This window comes from Bradyrhizobium sp. HKCCYLRH1034, assembly GCF_051168375.1.
Classification (GTDB): Bacteria; Pseudomonadota; Alphaproteobacteria; order Rhizobiales; family Xanthobacteraceae; genus Bradyrhizobium.
Genome location: NZ_JBNPUW010000014.1, coordinates 154,663 through 173,956 on the forward strand (window position 1 = coordinate 154,663; position 19,294 = coordinate 173,956).

At 67.3% G+C, this 19,294-nt stretch carries 14 protein-coding genes; 7 read left to right on the forward strand and 7 right to left on the reverse strand.

Features of this window, described 5'->3' with window-relative positions; genetic code table 11:
• Nucleotides 1-14 precede the first annotated feature (14 nt).
• The 4 genes from ACQR0W_RS27785 to ACQR0W_RS27800 form a co-directional block, all read right to left on the reverse strand.
• Entirely contained in the window at nt 15-3,167 is a 3,153-nt protein-coding gene (locus tag ACQR0W_RS27785; RefSeq protein WP_315750752.1) for an efflux RND transporter permease subunit, read from the reverse strand.
• On the reverse strand, nt 3,167-4,093 hold the full coding sequence (locus tag ACQR0W_RS27790; protein ID WP_315828371.1) for an efflux RND transporter periplasmic adaptor subunit: 927 nt from the start codon (nt 4,091-4,093) through the stop codon (nt 3,167-3,169). The genes ACQR0W_RS27785 and ACQR0W_RS27790 overlap by 1 nt, the downstream gene beginning before the upstream one ends.
• A 160-nt stretch (nt 4,094-4,253) precedes the next feature.
• A complete protein-coding gene (locus ACQR0W_RS27795; RefSeq protein WP_315750748.1) occupies nt 4,254-4,931 on the reverse strand; it encodes an OmpA family protein in 678 nt (225 codons plus the stop codon).
• Nucleotides 4,932-5,061: 130 nt separating this feature from the next.
• Nucleotides 5,062-6,606, reverse strand: coding sequence for a caspase family protein (locus ACQR0W_RS27800; RefSeq protein ID WP_316170081.1), 1,545 nt, complete (start codon nt 6,604-6,606; stop codon nt 5,062-5,064).
• A 351-nt stretch (nt 6,607-6,957) separates the two neighbouring features.
• On the opposite strand from ACQR0W_RS27800, the gene ACQR0W_RS27805 reads away from it, so the two are divergent.
• A complete protein-coding gene (locus ACQR0W_RS27805) occupies nt 6,958-7,764 on the forward strand; it encodes an N-acyl homoserine lactonase family protein (RefSeq protein WP_316169900.1) in 807 nt (268 codons plus the stop codon).
• A 60-nt stretch (nt 7,765-7,824) separates the two neighbouring features.
• Entirely contained in the window at nt 7,825-8,025 is a 201-nt protein-coding gene (locus tag ACQR0W_RS27810) for a hypothetical protein (RefSeq protein ID WP_316169901.1), read from the forward strand.
• Nucleotides 8,026-8,572: 547 nt separating this feature from the next.
• On the opposite strand, the gene ACQR0W_RS27815 is transcribed toward ACQR0W_RS27810, so the two are convergent.
• On the reverse strand, nt 8,573-9,550 hold the full coding sequence (locus tag ACQR0W_RS27815; protein ID WP_316169902.1) for a L,D-transpeptidase family protein: 978 nt from the start codon (nt 9,548-9,550) through the stop codon (nt 8,573-8,575).
• Nucleotides 9,551-9,750: 200 nt separating this feature from the next.
• On the opposite strand from ACQR0W_RS27815, the gene ACQR0W_RS27820 reads away from it, so the two are divergent.
• The gene (locus tag ACQR0W_RS27820) at nt 9,751-10,629 is read left to right on the forward strand and encodes an efflux RND transporter periplasmic adaptor subunit (protein ID WP_315716991.1); all 879 of its coding nucleotides are present in this window, start codon (nt 9,751-9,753) and stop codon (nt 10,627-10,629) included.
• 249 nt (nt 10,630-10,878) lie between these two features.
• Here the strand turns inward: ACQR0W_RS27820 and ACQR0W_RS27825 are convergent, their stop codons facing one another.
• Complete coding sequence (locus ACQR0W_RS27825; RefSeq protein ID WP_315750742.1) at nt 10,879-11,739, reverse strand: caspase family protein; 861 nt, start codon at nt 11,737-11,739, stop codon at nt 10,879-10,881.
• Nucleotides 11,740-12,170: 431 nt separating this feature from the next.
• On the opposite strand from ACQR0W_RS27825, the gene ACQR0W_RS27830 reads away from it, so the two are divergent.
• The 4 genes from ACQR0W_RS27830 (at nt 12,171) to ACQR0W_RS27845 (ending at nt 18,274) form a co-directional block, all read left to right on the forward strand.
• Nucleotides 12,171-13,895, forward strand: a complete 1,725-nt coding sequence (locus ACQR0W_RS27830) for a hypothetical protein (protein WP_316169903.1) — start codon at nt 12,171-12,173, stop codon at nt 13,893-13,895.
• Nucleotides 13,896-14,097: 202 nt separating this feature from the next.
• Nucleotides 14,098-14,823, forward strand: a complete 726-nt coding sequence (locus ACQR0W_RS27835; RefSeq protein WP_315716988.1) for a thermonuclease family protein — start codon at nt 14,098-14,100, stop codon at nt 14,821-14,823.
• Nucleotides 14,824-14,978: 155 nt separating this feature from the next.
• On the forward strand, nt 14,979-16,166 hold the full coding sequence (locus ACQR0W_RS27840; protein WP_315828376.1) for a pyridoxal-phosphate-dependent aminotransferase family protein: 1,188 nt from the start codon (nt 14,979-14,981) through the stop codon (nt 16,164-16,166).
• Between the two features lie 8 nt (nt 16,167-16,174).
• Nucleotides 16,175-18,274, forward strand: a complete 2,100-nt coding sequence (locus ACQR0W_RS27845; protein WP_316169904.1) for a S9 family peptidase — start codon at nt 16,175-16,177, stop codon at nt 18,272-18,274.
• A 216-nt stretch (nt 18,275-18,490) separates the two neighbouring features.
• Here ACQR0W_RS27845 and ACQR0W_RS27850 read toward each other — a convergent pair whose 3' ends face one another.
• Nucleotides 18,491-19,210: a ribonuclease activity regulator RraA gene (locus ACQR0W_RS27850; RefSeq protein ID WP_316169905.1), complete on the reverse strand. Its 720-nt coding sequence runs from the start codon at nt 19,208-19,210 to the stop codon at nt 18,491-18,493.
• Between the last annotated feature and the right edge of the window lie 84 nt (nt 19,211-19,294).

Below are 19,294 nucleotides of genomic sequence, written 5' to 3' on the forward strand. Positions count from 1 at the left end.
TCCGGCACGTCATCTCATTCCGCAGCCGGCGACATCGCCGACGGCGGCGGCTTTGGCTGATGCGCCGCCTCCGGCCCATGGCCGGACTGCGCCTCGTCGGCGGCATCGCCGGAAGAGACGATCAGCTTGCGGCCAAGGCGGGCGAACAACGCGCCGACATCGTCCATCACCAGGAACATCGCCGGCACAAACAACAGCGACAGCACGGTCGAGAACACCAGCCCGCCGATCACCGCCAGCGCCATCGGCGAGCGGAATTCGCCGCCGGCACCGACCGCGAGCGCGCTCGGCATCATGCCGGCGACCATCGCGATCGTGGTCATCACGATCGGACGGGCCCGCTTCATGCCGGCATCGATGATCGCCTCGTCACGCCTGACGCCGGCATGGATCGCCTCGACCGCGAATTCCACCAGCATGATCGCGTTCTTGGTGACGATGCCCATCAGCATCATCATGCCGATATAGACCGGTATGGTGAGCTGCTTGCCCGTCAGCATCAGCGCGGCGATCGCGCCGCCGATCGACAGCGGCAGCGAGAACAGGATCGTGATCGGCTGCAGGAACGTGCCGAACAGCAGCACCAGCACGGCGTAGACGATCATCAAGCCCGCCGTGATCGCCGTGATGAAGCCCGACGCCAGCTCGTTCAGGCTCTCGGCATCATCGGACGGGATCAGCTTGACGCTGGCCGGCATGCTCTTTCTGACCGGCAGCTCGTCGATCTGCTTGGTTGCGTCGCCGAGCGCCGCAAGTCCGACGAGGTCGGCGGCGACGGTGGCCTGCCGCCCGCGATCGTAGCGGCTGATGCTGGTCGGGCCCTGGTCGAGCTTGATGTCGGCGACGACGGCCAGCGGCACGCCGCCCTTTTCGCCGTACTGGCCGAGCGGCACCCGCAACTGTTCGAGGATCTTCACGTCGCTGCGCGCCGCGTCCTCGAGTTGCACCCGGATCGGGACCAGCCGGCCGCCGGCGTCATACTTCGCCAGCGCAGGTCCAACATCTCCGATCGTGGCGACGCGGATCGTCTGCGACAGGCTTTCGGTCGACACGCCCAGACGTGCCGCCAGATCCGCGCGCGGCTGCACCCGCAACTCCGGCCGGTCGAGCGAAGTGTCCGACACCACGTTGGAGATGATCGGAATCCGCCTCATCTGCGAGGCGAGCTCGCTCGCAACGTTGTCGACCAGCTTGGGATCCGAGCCCGTCAGCACCAGCTTGATCGGGCGCAGACCATTTTCGTCTGTGAACCAGAAACGGATGTCCGGAATGGTTTCGAGATCCTTGGTGATCTCGAGCTCGAGCTCTTTCTGGGTGATCTTGCGCTCGGTCTTCGGCGTGTAGTTGACGATCATTCCGGCGCGACGAACCTCCATCGCGCCCTGAAGCCGGCCGCCGTCGACGAACACGCTGCGGACCTCGGGCCGCTTGCGCAGGCGCGCGACGATGTCCTCGGTGACCTTCTCGGTGTAGGCGAGCTGCGCGCCTGGCGGCAGCTCGATCGCGAGCAGCGATCGCGCCGCGTCCTGCGCCGGCAAGAACCCTTGCGACAGCAGCGTCGTGCTCCAAATCGAGGCAGCGAAGATCCCGATGCCGAGCAGCACCGTGACAAAGTAGTGCTTTACCGACCACGTCACGATGCGCTGATAGGCACGCAGGATGAACCCCGGCGGCGGATCGTCGTGCTTGTGGTCCTTGAGGAAGTAGGCCGCCAGCATCGGCGTGACGAAGCGCGCCGCCAGCAGCGAGAAGAACACCTGCACCGAGACGGTGATGCCGAACTGCTTGAAGAACTGTCCGGCGATGCCGGACATGAAGCTCGCCGGCGCAAAGATCGCGATGATGGTGAGGCTGATCGCGATGACCGCGAGCCCGATCTCGTCGGCGGCATCGAGCGCCGCGCGATAGGGCGACTTCCCCATCCGCATGTGGCGCACGATGTTCTCGATCTCGACGATGGCGTCGTCGACGAGAATACCGGTCGACAACGTGATCGCCAGGAACGACACCATGTTCAGCGAGAAGCCGAGAATATCCATCGCCCAGAAGGCCGGAAAGATCGACAGCGGCAGCGAGATCGCCGCGATCACCGTGGCCCTGAAGTCGCGCAGGAACAAGAGCACGATGATGACGGCCAGGATCGCGCCCTCGAACAGGGTCGAGATCGCCGCTTCGTAATTGCCCTTGGTGAAATCGACCGACGTATCGATCAGCTTCAGCTCGACATCGGGATGGGCGGCCCTGACCTGGTCGATGCGCTTCTGGACCGCGGCAGCGACGACCACGTCGCTGGCGCCCTTGGCGCGCTTGATGCCGAGCGCGACCACCGGCTCGCCGTTGAAGCGCGCAAAGGTGCGCCGATCGGCAATCGTGTCGGTGACCGTCCCGAGATCGGCGAGCCGGACCTCGCCGCCGCCGAACAAGGGAATCATCGTGTTGGACAGCTCGTTCAGCGTCTTGGCGCCGGCAAGCGTGCGGATCGCCTGGTCGTTCTTGCCGATCTCGGCGCGGCCGCCAGCGACGTCCACATTGGTGCCGCGCAGACTCTGGCTCACATTGACGGCGGTGAGACCCATGGCCTGCAGCCGGTCGGGATCGAGCGAGACCAGAATCTCGCGCTCGACGCCGCCGATGCGCTCGACCTGGCTGACGCCGCGCACGCCCTGCAGCTCGCGCTTGACGACGTCGTCGACGAAGAACGACAGCTGCTCCGGGGTCTTGCCCGGTGAGATCGCCGCATAGGTGACGATCGGCAGGCCGATCTTGTCGACGCGCGAGATCAGCGGCTCGGTGACGTTCTGCGGCAGGTCGGAACGAACCCGGGTGACGGCGTCCTTGACGTCGTTGATGGCGCGATCGGTGTTGGTCTCGAGCGCGAACGTAATCGTCGTCACGGACAGGCCATCGGTGATCAGCGACTGGATGTGGCGCGCGCCCTCGACGCCGGAGACGCCGTCCTCGATGATCTTGGTGACCTGGGATTCAAGCTCCGACGGCGCCGCGCCGAACTGCGCCACCGCGACCGAGATCACCGGAATGTCGGCGTTCGGCAGCCGGGTGACCGCGAGCTTGGTGAAGCTCATCCAGCCCAGGATCAGCAGGATGATGGAGAAGAGGATCGACGGCAGCGGGTTCCTGATCGACCATGCCGAAATGTTCAGTGCCATCAGCGTACCCGCGTGCGATCGATGTCTTCGGCAAACATGGTCTTGATCTGGTCGCCATCGTGCAGCGAGCTGCCGGCGTCGGCCACCACGATTTCTCCCTCTGTCAGCCCGTCGAGGATCTCGCTCGCCGTATCCGACACCAGGCCGACCCGCACCCGGCGGGTCTCGATCGTGTTGCCCTTCACGACCTGGATGGTGAGATGATCGATCGCCGTATTGGGCACGGCGACGCCGCAGCTCCGCCGGGCATCGATATTGGCGCGCGCGAACATGCCGGGCTTGAGCGACGGATTGCTGGTCAGCGCGATGCGCACATGGCCCAGCTGCGTGGTCCGGTCGACCTGCGGCGCCACCACGCGCAGGCGGCCGACAATGTCGGGTAGGTTGTCGCGAGTGATGCGCACCGGCGCGCCCGTGCCGAGCTTCAGGAGATGAACGCTCGGAACTTCGGCGTCGAGCTCCAGCTCGTTGTTCACGGCGATGCGGAACATCGGACCGGCCTGCGGCGAGGCCGGCGCACCGGCGATCGTGCGGACCTCGGTGACGAGTCCTGCGGCCGGCGCACGCAGCGACGCCGGCCGGTTCGCGGCCGCCGCCGGCGCTCCCGGCTGCGGCGGTGACGGCGTCAGACGCGCCAGCTCCTGGTTCTCGGTAACGGTGTCGCCCTCCTTGACCAGAACGTCGATGACCCGCGAGCCTTCCTGATCGGCGCCGACCACCGCTTCGCGGCGGGCCACGACGAAGCCGGTGACGCGCACGAGATCTGAGAAGCAGGCCTTCACCGCCTTGGTCACCAGCACCTGGGCCTGCATCGGCGGCTCCTCGGCGGTGTGATGGGGACGATGCTCATACCAGTAATAGCCGGCGAACAGGGCCACGAAGACGACCGCACTGGCCGCGGACTTGAGGGATTTTGGCAGCTTCATCGGCAGGGTGATCCGGTCGGCGCGAGATGCGGGTTATGGATGCTGCGAATTTGGCACGGGGCGCTCCGACAAGGCGATGCGCCCCGCAATCCTGCGGGACGCATCCGGCCACCTCGATCTCCGGCCACGCGACCTCCGACGGCGCTTGATGGACGCGGCGCTACTTGGCCGCCGCCGTCTTGCTCTGCATGTTGACGACCTGAACGCGGCGATTCACCTCGGCGAGCGGCTGGCTCGGATCCTTCAGCTTGCTCTTGCCATAGCCCACCGTCACCAGGTCGGCGCCGGCGATGCCGAACTTCTCGACCAGATAGCGCTTGATCGAATCGGCGCGGCGCTCGGAGAGATCCTGATTGTAGGCCTCGCCACCGGCGGCATCGGTATGACCGGCGACGACGAAGGTCGACCCTTTCAGCTCGGCGTTGGTCAGCGCCCGGCCGAGCGCCTGCACCGACGGCAGCGACTTCTGGCTGATGTTGGCGGAGTTGTAGTCGAAGGTGATCTCGAGGTCGATGTTCGGCTTGGTCTTGGCGACCGCCGCGATCTCCTCGCGCTCGGCAGTGGACAGCGACCGCGTCGAGCGGCCGCGAATGCTCTGCAGGAACTTGTCCTGCTCCGGCGCGACCGCGGGTGTGGCCTCCGACGGCGGCGACATCGACAGTCCCCGGGTCAGCGGCCTCTTCGGCCCGGCCAGGGCGCGGACGATCTGATCCTCGCTGACATCATCGGCGGCGAAGGCCGGCATCGCGCTCAGCGACGCGGCCGCGCTCAGGACCGTCGCGGCCAGGAGAGCCGTCAGGCCGGCGGTCATCGTCGAATTCGTTTTCGGTGCGGTCATTGCCAATCCCTCCTCACGCGAACTGATCGTCCCGGTCTCCGCCGCGCCCGGCGCGACACCCGGCTGTTCGCTGTTATGTCGGTCCGGCCTGCCGCATGGTTCGAGCCGGCCGGCCGACGCGCGCAACAAATCAGCGCACGCCGTAGGCTTCGAACTCGCGGACGATGTTGGGGTCCATCGCCTTGGCGTTGGCGATGTCGAGCGCGCCCTCCTGCGCGGCTCCGTTACGCTGTTTGGCGAGACCGCGGCCGTACAATGACGACGTCAGCCGCGGGTTGATCTTCAGCGCCGCATCGAAATCGGCGATGGCGTTCTTGACCGCGCCGCTCTTGAGGTTGACCAGCCCGCGGCTGTCGAGCGCGTCCACGAAATTCGGCCGCAGCCGCAGCGCCTCGTTGCAGTCGCGCAGCGCAGGTTGCAGCTCGCCGACGACGGTGCGGGCCCAGCAGCGGTTGTTGAGCGCCTCGACGTCCTTCGGATTGATCCGGATGGTGTCGTCGAAATCGCGGATCGCCTGCGCGTAGGCGCCCTTGCTCGCATACACCTGGCCGCGCCGGTACAGCGCGCCGGCATCCTCCGGATTGGCCGCGATCTTGGCGCTCAGGCTCTTGATCGTCGGATCCTCGGCGAACGGATCCTGCGCGGGCGCTGCTGGGGCCGCAGGCGCGGCGGGCGCGACGTTCGCGATCACGGGAGATGGCGCGGGCGCCGGCGGCGCCGGAGCAACCGGCGCGGGCGACGGGGTGTCCACCTTCTGCACCGGCGTCGGCTGCGGCGCGGGCGGAGCCGGCGGCAGCGGCGACGGCACCGGCGGCGCCACCACGACCTGTGTCGGGGTCGGCGCAGGTACAGGTACAGGTGCAGGCGCCGGCGCGGCATTGCTCTCGGCCGGCGGCGGCCTGACGCCGCCATTGCCCGGCACGAAGGAGAAGTCCTCCGCCAACGACGACGAGATCCACGGCACCTGCTCGCTGCGCGAGGCGCGGGTGACGCCGACGCGGGTGCGGTTCAGCGTCTCCTCGGCGGTGAGGTCGGGAACGCGGATCTCCTTCAGGAGCTCCTGCACGAACAGGCTGCGATCGCGCCCGCCATCCGTCACGACAGCGGACAGCGCCGCCGAGTACATCACCAAAGTACCGCTCGGTGCGATGACCGGCGCGAGGCCGGCCGAGGCGGTGCGGAACCTGCGCTCATAGGGATTGCGCCGGGAGGCATCGAGCAGCGCGATCTTCACGCCGGCGCCGCGGCTGTTGATCTCCTGCAGCACCTGCTCGAGGCCGATGCCGTCGCGCCGCACGTCGGCCTCCTGCCAGATCTGCGCATCGACCGGGATCATGTAGCTCTGTCGGCTCGACTGGATGCCGTAGCCGGAGAAGAACAGCAGCGCCACCGAGCCCGGCTTGATCTTGCCATAGAGCCGATCGAGGCCGCGGCGCATCGCGTCGCCGCCGGCATTTTCCAGCGTCTCGACGCTGAAACCGTCACGCTTCAACTCGTCGGTGAGATCGCGGGCATCGTTGACCGGTTCCTTGAGCGGCGCCTCGGCATCCGGATATTTCGCATTGCCAATCACCAGGGCGAAGCGGTCGCCGGCCGCGTGCGCGGGCCCGGAGACAACGGCCGAAAACGCGACGGAGAACATCAGGCCGAGCGGCAACAGCAGGCGGAAAGTCATCACGATGGCGGTCCAGCGGTCAGCAATCAGGCGCCGTCCAGCTTGCGCCGCGGCGACCATATCCCACGCGTCAGGCATTATCAAATCGCCGTGACGGCACGTCAACCGCTTGCAGAGGTTGACGAATCGTCTGAGGCGGCGACCGCCCGCAGGAGCCTCTTGCGAGCTGCGGGCCATGACACGAGCGGACCATGCAACGATCCCAATGGCTTGAAATGTGAGATGCCTCACGCTGTGTCGCGGCAGCGCAGCGTCCGGTTCGACGAGCACCGCGATTGACCTCGATGCGATTGACCTCGATCCCTGCCGATGGCTCGATGGTGGCCGCGCCCAACCAACGAGAAGGCCATTATGGGGAACGCCGCCGAGATCTACGCGCTGCGCTACGCGACGATGTCGCCGCGCACGCCGCACATGAACTTCCTGCAGCCCGATCCGCACGACAGCACGGCGCAGGACCTCGACTATTTCGTGTGGCTGATCCGCCGTGACGGGCGCGACATCCTGGTCGACACCGGCTTCAACGCCGCGGAGGCCGAGATCCGCCATCGCACCCTGACGCGCGATCCGATCGATGCGCTCGCTTCCTTCGGCGTCGCGGCGGCCGACATCCGCGACATCATCGTGACCCATCTGCACTACGATCACGCCGGCAATCTCGACCGCTTCCCGAACGCGCGCTTTCACCTGCAGGAGCGCGAGATGGCGTATGCGACCGGACGCTGCATGTGCAACGGCATGCTGCGCTACCCGTTCACGGTCGAGCACGTCACCACCATGGTGCGCCACGTCTATGGCGAGCGCGTCACCTTCCACAACGGCGACAGCGAGGTCGCGCCGGGCGTCACCGTGCACCGGGTCGGCGGCCATTCCGACGGGCTGCAGGTGGTGCGCGTCGACACCGCGCGCGGCCCGGTCGTGCTCGCCTCCGACGCCGCGCATTACTACGCCAACCTGCAGCGCCGCAGCCCGTTTCCGATCGTGCTCAACATCGGCGACATGATCCAGGGCTGGGAGATCATCGAGCGCCTCGCCGGGCATCCGGATCGATTCATTCCGGGCCACGATCCGCTGGTGACCGAACTCTATCCGCGCGTGAGCGAGGCGGCCGATGCCTACGCACTGCATGTGGCGCCGTCTCGGTCGTTTGCGAGATAGCGGCGCGGCAGGACCAAGTGACGTGACAGGAATGAGCATCGTTTCCGCCATCCCGAGGCGGTGCTGATTTTCTTCGCCGTCATCGCCTGGCTCGAACGGGCGATCCAGGACTCCGAGACGGACAGGCTCAATCACCACGGCCGCGGCGTACTGGACCACCCGCCTGCGCGGGTGATCGACGAAGCGCCGCGCGAACATGACACTTCGGTCTCGCGGCGCGTTTCGCGTCCGAGCTTTACTCATCGAGACACCCTCTTCTGAACAGAGGGCGCAGGGAGAGCCAGGCCTCGGCTGAGGCCTGCGGTCCGCCTGCGAGAAAAAATGCAGGCGGCAGAACCACAGGTACAGCCGGAATGACCCGGCCCTCCCTGCGCGATGGCTTTACGATTTATACGCAGTCTCCTCGGTGACCGGCTTGTTTGTCACCGTGGCGACGACGCGCGCATCACGCGCGCCGCGCGGACCTCAGCGTCGGGAGGCCAGGACCCTGCGACTTCACCGTCCGCAGCATGGCGTACGTCCGCGTGCTCTCACGCTGCGCCCCGCCGCGGCCATCGCATCCCACCTCAACGCGTCGTGACGTTCGCGAAAGCGCCCCTCTTCAATGAGGCGGGACGGGCGGAAGTCTCCACCTGATTTGCCCGACGGCACAAGCGATTTCTTTTTTACCGAACATCTGGACAGCCCAGATCAAGTTGAGATGACTGAATAAATCGGCCGCTACGCGCAGATGCAGATTGACGTGCTCCGTCATTGCGGGGAGCGAAGCGACGAAGCAATCCAACCGCCCCGGAATGATTGTGAACATTCAATGCAGCTCCACCTTCGCCTTCTTCGCCAGGTGGTCGCCGAGGAATCGCACGTCCCAATTGGTCAGCCGCACGCAGCCATGCGACTCCGACTTGCCGACCTTGGACGGCTCGGCCGTGCCGTGGATGCCGTAGCCGTTGCCGACCGACAGGCCGATCCAATAGGCGCCGACCGGGTTGTTCGGGCCGGGCTTGATGGTGAACGGCTTGCGCGACTTGACGCCCTTGAACTCGTAGTCCGGATTGTAGCGGTAGTTGGGATCGGCATCCCGCGAGGTGACCTTGAAGGTGCCGTCGGGCGTCGGCTTTTCGTCGCTGCCGACCGTGGCGGGAAACACCGCCACCAGCTTGCCGTCGCGGTCGAACGCCTGCACCGTGCCGGCGTCCTTGCTGATGTCGAGCCGCATGATCTCCGGCGCCTTCTCGTCCGGCCTGATCACATTGGCGACGGCGATCTGCTCGCCCTCCTTGTCGAAGCTGGCTTTCGGATTGAGCGCCGACAGCAGCGCTTCGCTCATGTGGAATTTCTCGGCCAGCGCCTCGCGCGGCGAGGTGTAGCCGAGCGCCGGCAGGTCCTTCATGTCCTCCATGTGCTGCGGCAGCTTCTTCAGGAACGGCCCTTTCACATCGTCGCGGGTGATCGTGTAGGAGACGATCGCCGGCGCCTGGTCGCCGCGCAGCAGCGCCTCCCACAGCTCGGGCGTCAGCTTCGCATCACCGGCAAGCTCCTTGGCGCGCGCGAACGCGGCGAGCGCCTTGCGCGCATTGTCGCCGAAGCGGCCGTCGATCTCGCCGGGAGAGACATGCGCGCGATCGAGCAGCACCTGGGCGCGGATCGCCACCGGATCCATCTTCTCCTCGGCAGGCGGCCGCTTGCGCAGCTCGGCGCTGTTGACGGCGTCGGCGGTGAGCTCGGCGGAGACCGCAGGCGTGACGACGACGGCGCAGAGCAGAAGCGGTATCCAGAGCCGAAGCATGGTCGTGAGTCCCAGGTGAAAGACGGCTGACATTCGGCAGCGTCAACGTGGACCCGGCCGAGAAGTTCGGCACCATCGGCTGAACGTCGCGGCATCCTGGCGCGACTACCAGGGACGCGGGTCGGCTGGCCCGGCGGCGGTGCGTCTGCTATCCCGGCGACAGCCGTGCAATGAATTGGGTTCGCGAGGATCGGTTTCGGATGGGACATGCCGCAATTGCCGCCACGATGCGCCGGATGCCGATGCTCGCCGCCGCCGGCCTGCTGGCGATGATCCAGGCTGCGGCAGCCGATGACGGCGCGCCGAAGGGCGCCGCGGTCAGCGTGCTCAAGGCGACCAAGGCCTGCTTCGACAACACGGTCGAGGTGTCCGGCATGGTGCTGGCGCGCGACGAGACCGCCGTCAGGCCCGATCGTCCCGGCCTGAAGGTCGCGGAGGTGCTGGTCGATGCCGGCGACACCGTCACGGCCGGACAGAACCTGGCGCGGCTGACGCCGCCGGAGGGCGGCACGATCATGATCCAGGCGCCGGTCGCAGGCACCATCCTGTCGTCGAGCGCCACCATCGGGGCGTTCGCCTCCGGTCGCGGCGAGGCGCTGTTCTCGATTCTCGCCCGCAACGAATATGATCTCGTCGGCCTGGTGCCATCAGCCCAGCTCGGCAAGCTCGCGGTCAACCAGACGGCGCGGATCCGCATCGTCGGGGCCGGCGAGGTCGAGGGCAAGATCCGAAGGGTGGCGCCGACCGTCGAGCCGAACAGCCAGCTCGGCCAGGCCTTCATCGGCATCACCGGCACGGCGCGGTTGCTGGTCAATTCGTTCGGCCGCGCCGTGATCAAGATCGGCCAGAGCTGCGGCGTCGCGGTGCCGCTGACCGCCGTGCTGTACGATCCCGACGGCACGGTGGTGCAGGTGGTCCGGGCCCAGCGGATCGAGACCAAGCGGGTCGAGATCGGCCTGATGGCCGGCGGCCAGGTCGAGATCCGCGACGGCCTCGCCGAGGGCGACGTCGTCGTCACCCGCGCCGGCGCGCTGCTGCGCGAGGGCGACCCGGTGCGGCCGGTGATGGCGAGCAATTGAAAGACGCGACGCCGCAGGGGTCTGAGGGGCACGCGGCCCCACCCTCCCCTGGAGGGGGAGGGTCGTCGCGCGGCGCGCCAGCGTCGTGCGGCGGGGTGGGGTGGAGCCAGGGATGACGGCGCAAGTGGAGAGATCACCCCACCCCGCCCCACGGTTCGCTTCGCTCGCCGTGAGGCGACCCTCCCCCTCCAGGGGAGGGTGGGAGGCCGCCGAGAGGGCGGAGCATCTCAGGCGCGGGACAGGCTAAGCTCAGCTGCCGGCGTTCGCGACGTCGGCACTGAAGCGGATGTCCTCGACCAGCGAGGATGACACGGTCGGCACCTGCTCGCCGTCGGAGCTGCGGGCGATGGCGTTGCGGGTCTTGTTGAACACGGTCTCGGCGCTCGGGCTCTTGCCGAGCTGGTTCAGCAGCTCGGTGACCAGCACGCTGTTCTGGCCCTTCGGATCGTCCAGCACCTTGCCCGGCGTCGCCGACGACAGGATCAGGGCGTTGGCCGGCGCATTGATCGGCGCCAGGCCGTGCGAATAGGCGCGGAAGCGGCGCTCATAGGGATTGCGGCGGGCGGCGTCGATCACCACCAGCTTGGCGCGCGCGCCCTGCTCGCGGACGGTATCGAGCAGGCGCTCGATGCTGGTGCCGTCGCGGCGTACGTCGGCTTCCCGCCAGATCTTGGCGTCGACCGGGATCATGTAGCTCTCGCGTCCGGCCTGGATGGCGTAGCCGCCGAAGAACAGCATCACGACCGAGTCGGGCTTGATCCTGGCCTTCAGGCGCTCGACCGCGCGGGCCATGTCGTCCTTGTTGGCATCCTCGACGACGTCGACGTCGAAGCCGTCGCGGCGCAGCGCGCCGGTCAGTGCACGGGCATCGTTGATCGGCTGGACGAGTGGCGCGTTGGCGTCGGGATAGTGACCATTGCCGATCACGAGCGCGAGGCGCGCGCCGTTGCCGGTCGCCACGCTGCTCTGCTCGGAGGCCGCGGCCTTGGGCGCCTCGAGCGAACGCTTGTTCAGGGCAGCATGCGCGCCGATCGCGAGCGACACCGTGCAGAGAAGCGCGGCGGCGATCACGGCCGATCGGCGGGAAAGAGAAGGCTGCCTTGCGGTCATCACGTCAATCCTGGTCCGAGCCTGCCCATCGATGCCAAAGGGGTGCACCCTTTGGTCGCGCTGGCGCCTCTGAGGTTTGAGGGGTTGCGAGACGATGTGTCGTCTCAATGCGCGCAAATTGCGGCGCCGCAACGAAGAAAGGCTTAACCCGAACCCGCGTCCCAAGCAACATCGGAACACCATTGACTTTTCAAGCACTTGAAGAGAAACGCAAATTTAACCATGACGGCGATCTCCAAACGGCCCCGGACGGACCGCCCGGGAGACCACATTGCCGCCAAATCCGCCTCCCGCGCCGTGACCGCCGTCACGTTGTCTTTGGCCGTCCAGCGTGTCAGTTTGCCCAATGCATGCGCGTGACGCACCGTTTGCCGGGCGTCTCGAGCAACGCATGCCGCTCGTCCTGCCTTCGACAACCCGCGAGTCCTCGCTTGAGTTTCCAGTATTTCGCCGGCGCGGCCTGTCGCGCACTGACGGCCCGGAAGGATGGGCCCTCGCTGTACGAGGTCTGCGATCCCATCCTGCGCCGGCCCGGCAGCGGCGACCCGCATCTGTCGAAATTCTACCGGACCGCGCTCGGGAACCCGGCGCTGCGCGCATTGCTGCGCCGGGCCGGCCTGCCCGAGTTGAACGATCCCGCTGTTCTCAATGCGCTGCGCGACGCGCTGGTCCTTGCCCGCGACAATCCGACGCCGGACTGGGAGCAGGTCGGCCGCCCCGTCGCCGATCTGGTCGACAGCGTCGCCTTGCACCACCCTGCCCCGCCGCGCCGGACTGCGGCGGCGGCCATGCCGCCGGCCGGCGAGGTCGATCGCGTGATCCGGGCCTGTGGCGCCGATCTGCTCGGCTCGTTCAGCCGCAATGGCTTCATCCCGACCTATGCCGCCTTCAACCTGATCGGCGATCCCGACATGAAGGGCCGCGAGGTAAAGATGGCGCTGCAGGGGCTCGACGCCCGCGGCTACAAGAACTCGACCTTGCTGTTCAACCTCGCCCGCGTCTTCATCGCGCGATCGCCGGCGGCCGCGGTGATCAATCCGCCGTGGCGCGGCATCGCCGAGCCAATGTGGGAGCCGGTGCAGATCCGCCACCGCTCGGCCTATTACGACGCGTTCTTCACCGAGGCGCTGCTGAGCTATCTGGAGACGGGCCTCGCGTCATCGGAGCAGACAAGCGCGGCGCGCAGCGCCATCGCCGCCATGGTCGAGTTCTGCCTGACCATCAGCCGCGAGGAGGTGCGCGGCGCCGACGGCAAGAGCTACAATGTCGTCACCGCGCTGGCGCCGCCGCCGCATCCGCGCTTCTCGCGCTTCTTCACCCAGATCAAGCAGGACCTCGGCTTCGGCATCTACGTGCCGGATTGCGACACCACGGCGTGCTCGTTCTCGGCGGCGACGCAGGCCGGCTCGGACGATCCGATGTTGAGCCAGCCGCTGCTGGATTTCTATGCGGGCTACCAGGTGCGCGCCGGCGGCAACGAGCCGCGCGTGACGGTGCCGATCAACGACAACATCGACTATGAGGGCGGTGTCGCGACCTGGATCGACAGCCTGGCCGGCGAGCGGCCCTACGGCAATGATCTCGATCCGACGTTGAACCTCGACGTGCTCGAGGTATCGTTCCGCAATCTCGGGCGCTGGCAGATCCTGGAGACGCAAGCCCGGCTCGACGTCGTCAGGCGGATCGTCGGCTTCCAGCAGCGGCTGGTGCTGAGCGGCGCCTTCGCCGACCCCCGCTCGCACATCTATTATCTGCCGGAGCTGTACTGCGCCTATTTCGGCCGCTGCTACCACGCCTTCATGGCGCTGCCGCCGGCGGCGCGGCAGGCGATCGATCCCGACGGCGCGTTCGAGCTCATTCGCCTGCGCGTGCTGGCCTATGTCGAGGACGAGCTGGTCGGCCGCGAGATGAACCCGTTCGACGCCGCGCTGGCGCTGATCGCGCTCGGCCATCTCGGCGGCGCTGCGGCGAGCTTCGCGCCCGCAGTGCATTGCATCGTGACGTCGTTCGGCGAGGGTGGCCGGCGGCATCCGTACCGCGCCTATGAGTGGAACAAGATGAAGACCCCGACCCGGATCCTGGTCGGCGGCCCCGAGGTGACATCTGCCTTCGTGCTGATGGGCCTGGCGCTGGCGCGGCGGGTCGTCGTGCGGTGAGGGAGTGATGGCGGTCGGCTCCCCTCCCCCTTGCGGGAAAGGGAGCGCACTGCCGTCGAGGTGATAGCTCGAGTCGCCCTTCTCTCAGCCCGCCATCGCGCGAAGTTGAGCGGCTCAGCCAATCACGGCGCTGGAACCGCGGGCCGATCCGCCGCACAATTGCTACAGCCTTCCCATCCCCAAGGACGACCCGCGCCCGTTGATGTCGATGAAACCAGCTTTGCTTGCGCTCCTCCTGCTGCTGCCCTCCGTCGCGTCCGCGGCCGACATCACCGGGATTCCCAAGATCCGTGAGGCCGATGGGATCACGATCGGGACCACCCGCATCCGGCTCGGCGGCATCGACGCGCCCTCCGTGGATCAGCTCTGCCTCAACAAGAACGGCGAGCGCTGGACCTGCGGCGTTGCGGCGCGTGACGAGCTGATCAAGTACGTCGACGGCAAGAGCTGGACCTGCCATCCGCGCTCGATCGACCGCCGCGGCCGCCAGGTCGCGCGCTGCGACGTCGATGGCGAGGACATCCAGAAATGGCTGGTGCGCAGCGGCTGGGCGCTGGCCTATCGCACCCTCTCGCATGACTACGAGCCCGACGAGGCGGAGGCGCGCGCAGCCAAGGCCGGCATGTGGCAGGGCGCGTTCATCGCGCCATGGGACTGGCGCGTGCGCAACAAGAAGACTGCGATCCTCGGGGCCACCAACCCGCCGGAGGGCGCGCGCAAAATCCTGCTCGCCTCGGCCTCGGGCCCGGTCGCGCCCTCGCCGGACTGCACCATCAAGGGCAATGTCAACGGCGCCGGCGAGTGCATCTATCACACGCCGCAGAGCCGCTGGTACGCGCAGATCAAGATGCACGTCGCCAAGGGCACCCGCTGGTTCTGCTCGGTCGAGGAGGCCGAGGCCGCCGGCTGCCGCGAAACGAGGCGCTGACGGCCCGACCCGCCGGCCTGCCGGGGCATGCCAGCCCCCCGGCTTCTCCGGCTTTTCTTAATGCGCCGCGCCACGTAAAACGACCATGGGCCGGCCGTGTGCGAGAGCCCGTCACCACCCTCAACCGCCAAACCACATCGCCGAGGACACTGACAATGACCGTTCGCGCGGGCCGGGAGTTTCTGGCCATCCCGGGACCCACCACGATGCCCGACGAGGTGCTGCAGGCGATGCACCGCCCCGCGCTCGACATCTACTCCAAGCAGATGGTCGAGCTGACCGACGGCATCATGTCCGATCTCGGCCGGCTGTTCGCCACCAAGGGCAAGACCTACATCTACATCGCCAACGGTCACGGCGCCTGGGAGGCGGTGCTCTCCAACGTGCTGGCGCGCGGCGACAAGGTGCTGGTGCTGGAGAGCGGCCGCTTCGCGATCGGCTGGGGCAATGCGGCGCGCGCGATGGGCGCCGAGGTCGAAGTGCTCCGCGGCGACTGGCGCCGCGCGGTGCGGCCGGCCGAGGTCGAGGCGCGGCTGCGCGCCGACAAGGAGCACAGCATCAAGGCGATCGTGGTGGCGCAGATCGATACGGCGTCCGGCGTCGTCAACGACGTCGAGGCGATCGGCCGCGCCATCAAGGCCGCGGGCCATCCGGCACTGTACATGGTCGACACCGTAGCCTCGCTCGGCTGCATGCCGTTCGAGATGGATGCCTGGGGCATCGACGTCGCGATGTCCGGGTCGCAGAAGGGCCTGATGACGCCGCCGGGTCTCGGCTTCGTCGCGGCCAATGACCGCGCGCTCGAGGCGCACAAGCGCGCCAACATGCGCACGCCCTATTGGGACTGGAGCGAGCGCGAGGGCACCGAGCACTATCGCAAATATGGCGGCACCGCGCCGGTGCATCTGCTGTTCGCACTGCGCCAGGCCATGGACATGCTGTTCGCCGAAGGACTGCCGCATGCCTTCCGCCGCCATGAGCTGTTGGCTGAGGCCGTGCGCCGCGCGGTGGCGAAGTGGAGCGAGGGCCAGGTGATCGGTTTCAACATCGAAGACGCCGCCGAGCGCTCCAACACCGTGACCACTGTGCTGGTCGGCGAAGGTTATGATCCGGCCGTGTTGCAGACCTACTGCAAGGAGCAGTGCGGCGTCGTGCTCGGCACCGGGATCGGCGATCTCCAGGGCCAGGCGTTCCGCATCGCCCATATGGGCCATGTCAACGCGCCGATGGTGCTGGGCACGCTCGGCGTGATCGAAATGGCGCTGGTGGCGTTGAAGATTCCGCACGGCCGCGGCGGCCTCGACGCCGCGATCCAATGGCTCGGCGAGAGCGTGACCCCGTAAAGGACGACATGACCGACTTGAGCACCAAGGCGCCGGTGGCGCCGCGCCATCCGCACAGCTTCACCCGTCACGGCATCACCGTAAGCGACGACTATGCGTGGCTGAAAGACGCGCGGTGGCAGGAGGTGCTGCACGATCCGTCGCTGCTGGATGCTGATATCCGCGCCTATCTCGAGGCCGAGAACGCCTATGCGGAATCCGTGCTCGGCCACACCTCACCGCTGCAGAAGAAGCTCGTCGCGGAGATGCGCGGCCGCATCAAGGAGGACGATTCCTCGGTGCCGTCGCCGGACGGGCCCTACGCCTATTTCCGCAAATATCGCGAGGGCGGCCAGCACGAGCTGTTCTGCCGGACGCCGCGCAACGGCGGGGCGGAGACGATTGGGCTCGATGGCGATGCGCTGGCGCGAGGCCACGACTATTTCAAGTTCGGCGGCAGCAGGCATTCGCACGACCACAAGCGCGTCGCCTGGAGCGCCGACACCAAGGGCTCGGAATATTTCACCATCCGCGTCCGCGACTGGGATAGCGGCGATGACCTCGCCGACGTCGTCGAGGAGACCGACGGCGGCGCGGTGTGGTCGCGCGACTGCACGAGCTTCTTCTACGTCAAGCTCGACGACAATCACCGTCCGATGCAGGTGTGGCGGCATAAGCTCGGCACCAGGCAGGCCGATGACGTTCTGGTGTACGAGGAGAAGGACACCGGCTGGTTCACCCATGTGCACGAGTCGACGTCGGGCCGGTTCTGCGTCATCGCCGGCGGCGACCACGAGACATCAGAACAACGGTTGATCGATCTCGATGCTCCCGAGGCGCCGCCGCGCCTCGTGGCCGCGCGCGAGAACGGCGTGCAATATTCGATCGCCGACCGCGGCGATGAGCTGTTCATCCTGACCAATGCCGACGGCGCCATCGACTTCAAGATCGTCACCGCGCCGCTGTCCGCGCCCGAGCGCGCCAACTGGCGCGACCTCATTCCGCACCGCGCCGGCATCTACGTACTCGACCACGATCTGTATGCCGGGCACCTGGTGCGGCTGGAGCGCGCCAATGCGCTGCCGTCGATCGTCATCCGCGATCTCGCATCCGGCGAGGAGCACGCGATCGCCTTCGACGAAGGCGCCTATTCGCTCGACGCGATGGGCTCCTACGAGTTCGACACCACCAATCTGCGCTTTGCCTATTCGTCGATGACGACGCCGTCGGAGGTGTGGGACTACGACATGGTGACGCGCGCAAAAACCCTGCGCAAGCGCCAGGAGATTCCGTCCGGGCACAATCCGGCCGACTACGTCACCACGCGCATCATGGCCAAGGCGGAGGACGGTGCCGAGGTGCCGGTGTCGCTGCTGCACCGGCGCGACCTCAGGGCCGATGGCTCAGCGCCGCTGCTGCTGTATGGCTACGGGTCCTATGGTCATGCGATGCCGGCCTCGTTCTCGGCCAACCGGCTGTCGCTGGTCGACCGCGGCTTCGTCTATGCCATCGCGCACATCCGCGGCGGCACCGACAAGGGCTGGGGCTGGTACCTTCAAGGCAAGCGCGCGAAGAAGACCAACAGCTTCGACGATTTCGCGGCCTGCGCGCGGGCGCTGATCGCGGCGAACTACACCAGCGCCAGGCGCATCGTCGGCCATGGCGGCAGCGCCGGCGGCATGCTGATGGGCGCGGTTGCCAACCGCTCGGGCGAATTGTTCGCCGGCATCGTCGCCGAGGTGCCGTTCGTCGACGTGCTCAACACGATGCTCGACGACACCCTGCCGCTGACGCCGCCGGAATGGCCCGAATGGGGCAACCCGATCGAGAGCGAGACGGATTTTCGCACCATCCTGTCCTACTCGCCCTATGACAACGTCGCGGCCAAGGACTATCCCGCCATCCTCGCAATGGCCGGCCTCACCGACCCGCGCGTCACCTATTGGGAGCCTGCTAAGTGGATCGCGCGGCTGCGCGCGACGATGACCGGCGGCGGGCCGGTCCTCCTGCGCACCAACATGGGCGCCGGCCACGGCGGCGCCTCCGGCCGCTTCAACCGGCTGGATGAGGTCGCGATCGTCTACGCGTTCGCGCTATGGGCGGTGGGTCTGGCAGATCGGAGCGTTTGAGCCATGATCGCGCCTGAACACCAATGTCGTCCCTGCGAACGCAGGGACCCATAACCACCGGCGGCAATTGTTGAGCGCGCTGGAGCTACGTCCCTCGTCATCACAACCGCCTGTGGTTATGGGTCCCGGCTCAAGGCCGGGACGACAGCGGAGTATGGGGCCAATCTCGCCTCGCAATCGGCGTCGCATCCGCAACGACAGCCGAGGACGTAGCGGCTACCGGTTGTTCTTCGCGCGCCACGCCGCGAAGTCGGCGGGCGTCTGCGGATCCGTCGCCGGATAGAGGCCGAGGATCGAGCGGCCCTTGGCAACTTCCTCGGCAACGAAATCCTCGAACGCGGTCATCTCGAACGTCTCGTCCGCGATCTCGTCGGCGAGATGGGCGGGGATGACGATGACGCCGTCGGAATCGCCGAGGATGACGTCACCCGGAAACACCGGCGCGTCGCCGCAGGCGATCGGGCCGTTGATCTCGATCGCATGATGCAGGGTGAGATTGGTCGGTGCGCTCGGACGCTGGTGGAAGGCGGGGATGCCGAGCGTGGCAATGTCGGCGGCGTCACGGAAGCCGCCGTCGGTGACGACGCCGGCGACGCCGCGCTGCTGCAGGCGGCTCACGAGAATTGCGCCGGCCGAGGCGGCGCGTGCGTCCTTGCGGCTGTCCATCACCAGCACGGCGCCGGGCGGACAATCCTCGACGGCCTTGCGCTGCGGATGGCTGCGGTCGCGAAACACCTCGATGGTGTTGAGATCCTCGCGCGCTGGGATGTAGCGCAAGGTGAAGGCCTCGCCGACCATGGTCGGCTGCGCCGGGCTGAGCGGATGGACGTTCTGGATGCACTGGACGCGCAGGCCGCGCTTGAACAGCGCGGTGGCGACGGTGGCGGTCGAGACGGTCTTGAGCTTGTTGCGGGTGGCGGTGCTGAGTTTGGTCATGTCCTGCTCTCTCCGGTCGTCATTCCGGGGCGCGCGGAGCGCGAGCCCGGAATCCATACTCCCGATCGTGGTTATGGATTCCGG

Coding starts and splice junctions, on each gene's coding strand:
- ACQR0W_RS27785 (WP_315750752.1), bottom strand. CDS start 3,167: ATGGCACTGAACATTTCGGCATGGTCGATCAGGAACCCGCTGCCGTCG.
- ACQR0W_RS27790 (WP_315828371.1), bottom strand. CDS start 4,093: ATGAAGCTGCCAAAATCCCTCAAGTCCGCGGCCAGTGCGGTCGTCTTC.
- ACQR0W_RS27795 (WP_315750748.1), bottom strand. CDS start 4,931: ATGACCGCACCGAAAACGAATTCGACGATGACCGCCGGCCTGACGGCT.
- ACQR0W_RS27800 (WP_316170081.1), bottom strand. CDS start 6,606: ATGACTTTCCGCCTGCTGTTGCCGCTCGGCCTGATGTTCTCCGTCGCG.
- ACQR0W_RS27805 (WP_316169900.1), top strand. CDS start 6,958: ATGGGGAACGCCGCCGAGATCTACGCGCTGCGCTACGCGACGATGTCG.
- ACQR0W_RS27815 (WP_316169902.1), bottom strand. CDS start 9,550: ATGCTTCGGCTCTGGATACCGCTTCTGCTCTGCGCCGTCGTCGTCACG.
- ACQR0W_RS27820 (WP_315716991.1), top strand. CDS start 9,751: ATGGGACATGCCGCAATTGCCGCCACGATGCGCCGGATGCCGATGCTC.
- ACQR0W_RS27825 (WP_315750742.1), bottom strand. CDS start 11,739: ATGACCGCAAGGCAGCCTTCTCTTTCCCGCCGATCGGCCGTGATCGCC.
- ACQR0W_RS27835 (WP_315716988.1), top strand. CDS start 14,098: ATGTCGATGAAACCAGCTTTGCTTGCGCTCCTCCTGCTGCTGCCCTCC.
- ACQR0W_RS27840 (WP_315828376.1), top strand. CDS start 14,979: ATGACCGTTCGCGCGGGCCGGGAGTTTCTGGCCATCCCGGGACCCACC.
- ACQR0W_RS27845 (WP_316169904.1), top strand. CDS start 16,175: ATGACCGACTTGAGCACCAAGGCGCCGGTGGCGCCGCGCCATCCGCAC.
- ACQR0W_RS27850 (WP_316169905.1), bottom strand. CDS start 19,210: ATGACCAAACTCAGCACCGCCACCCGCAACAAGCTCAAGACCGTCTCG.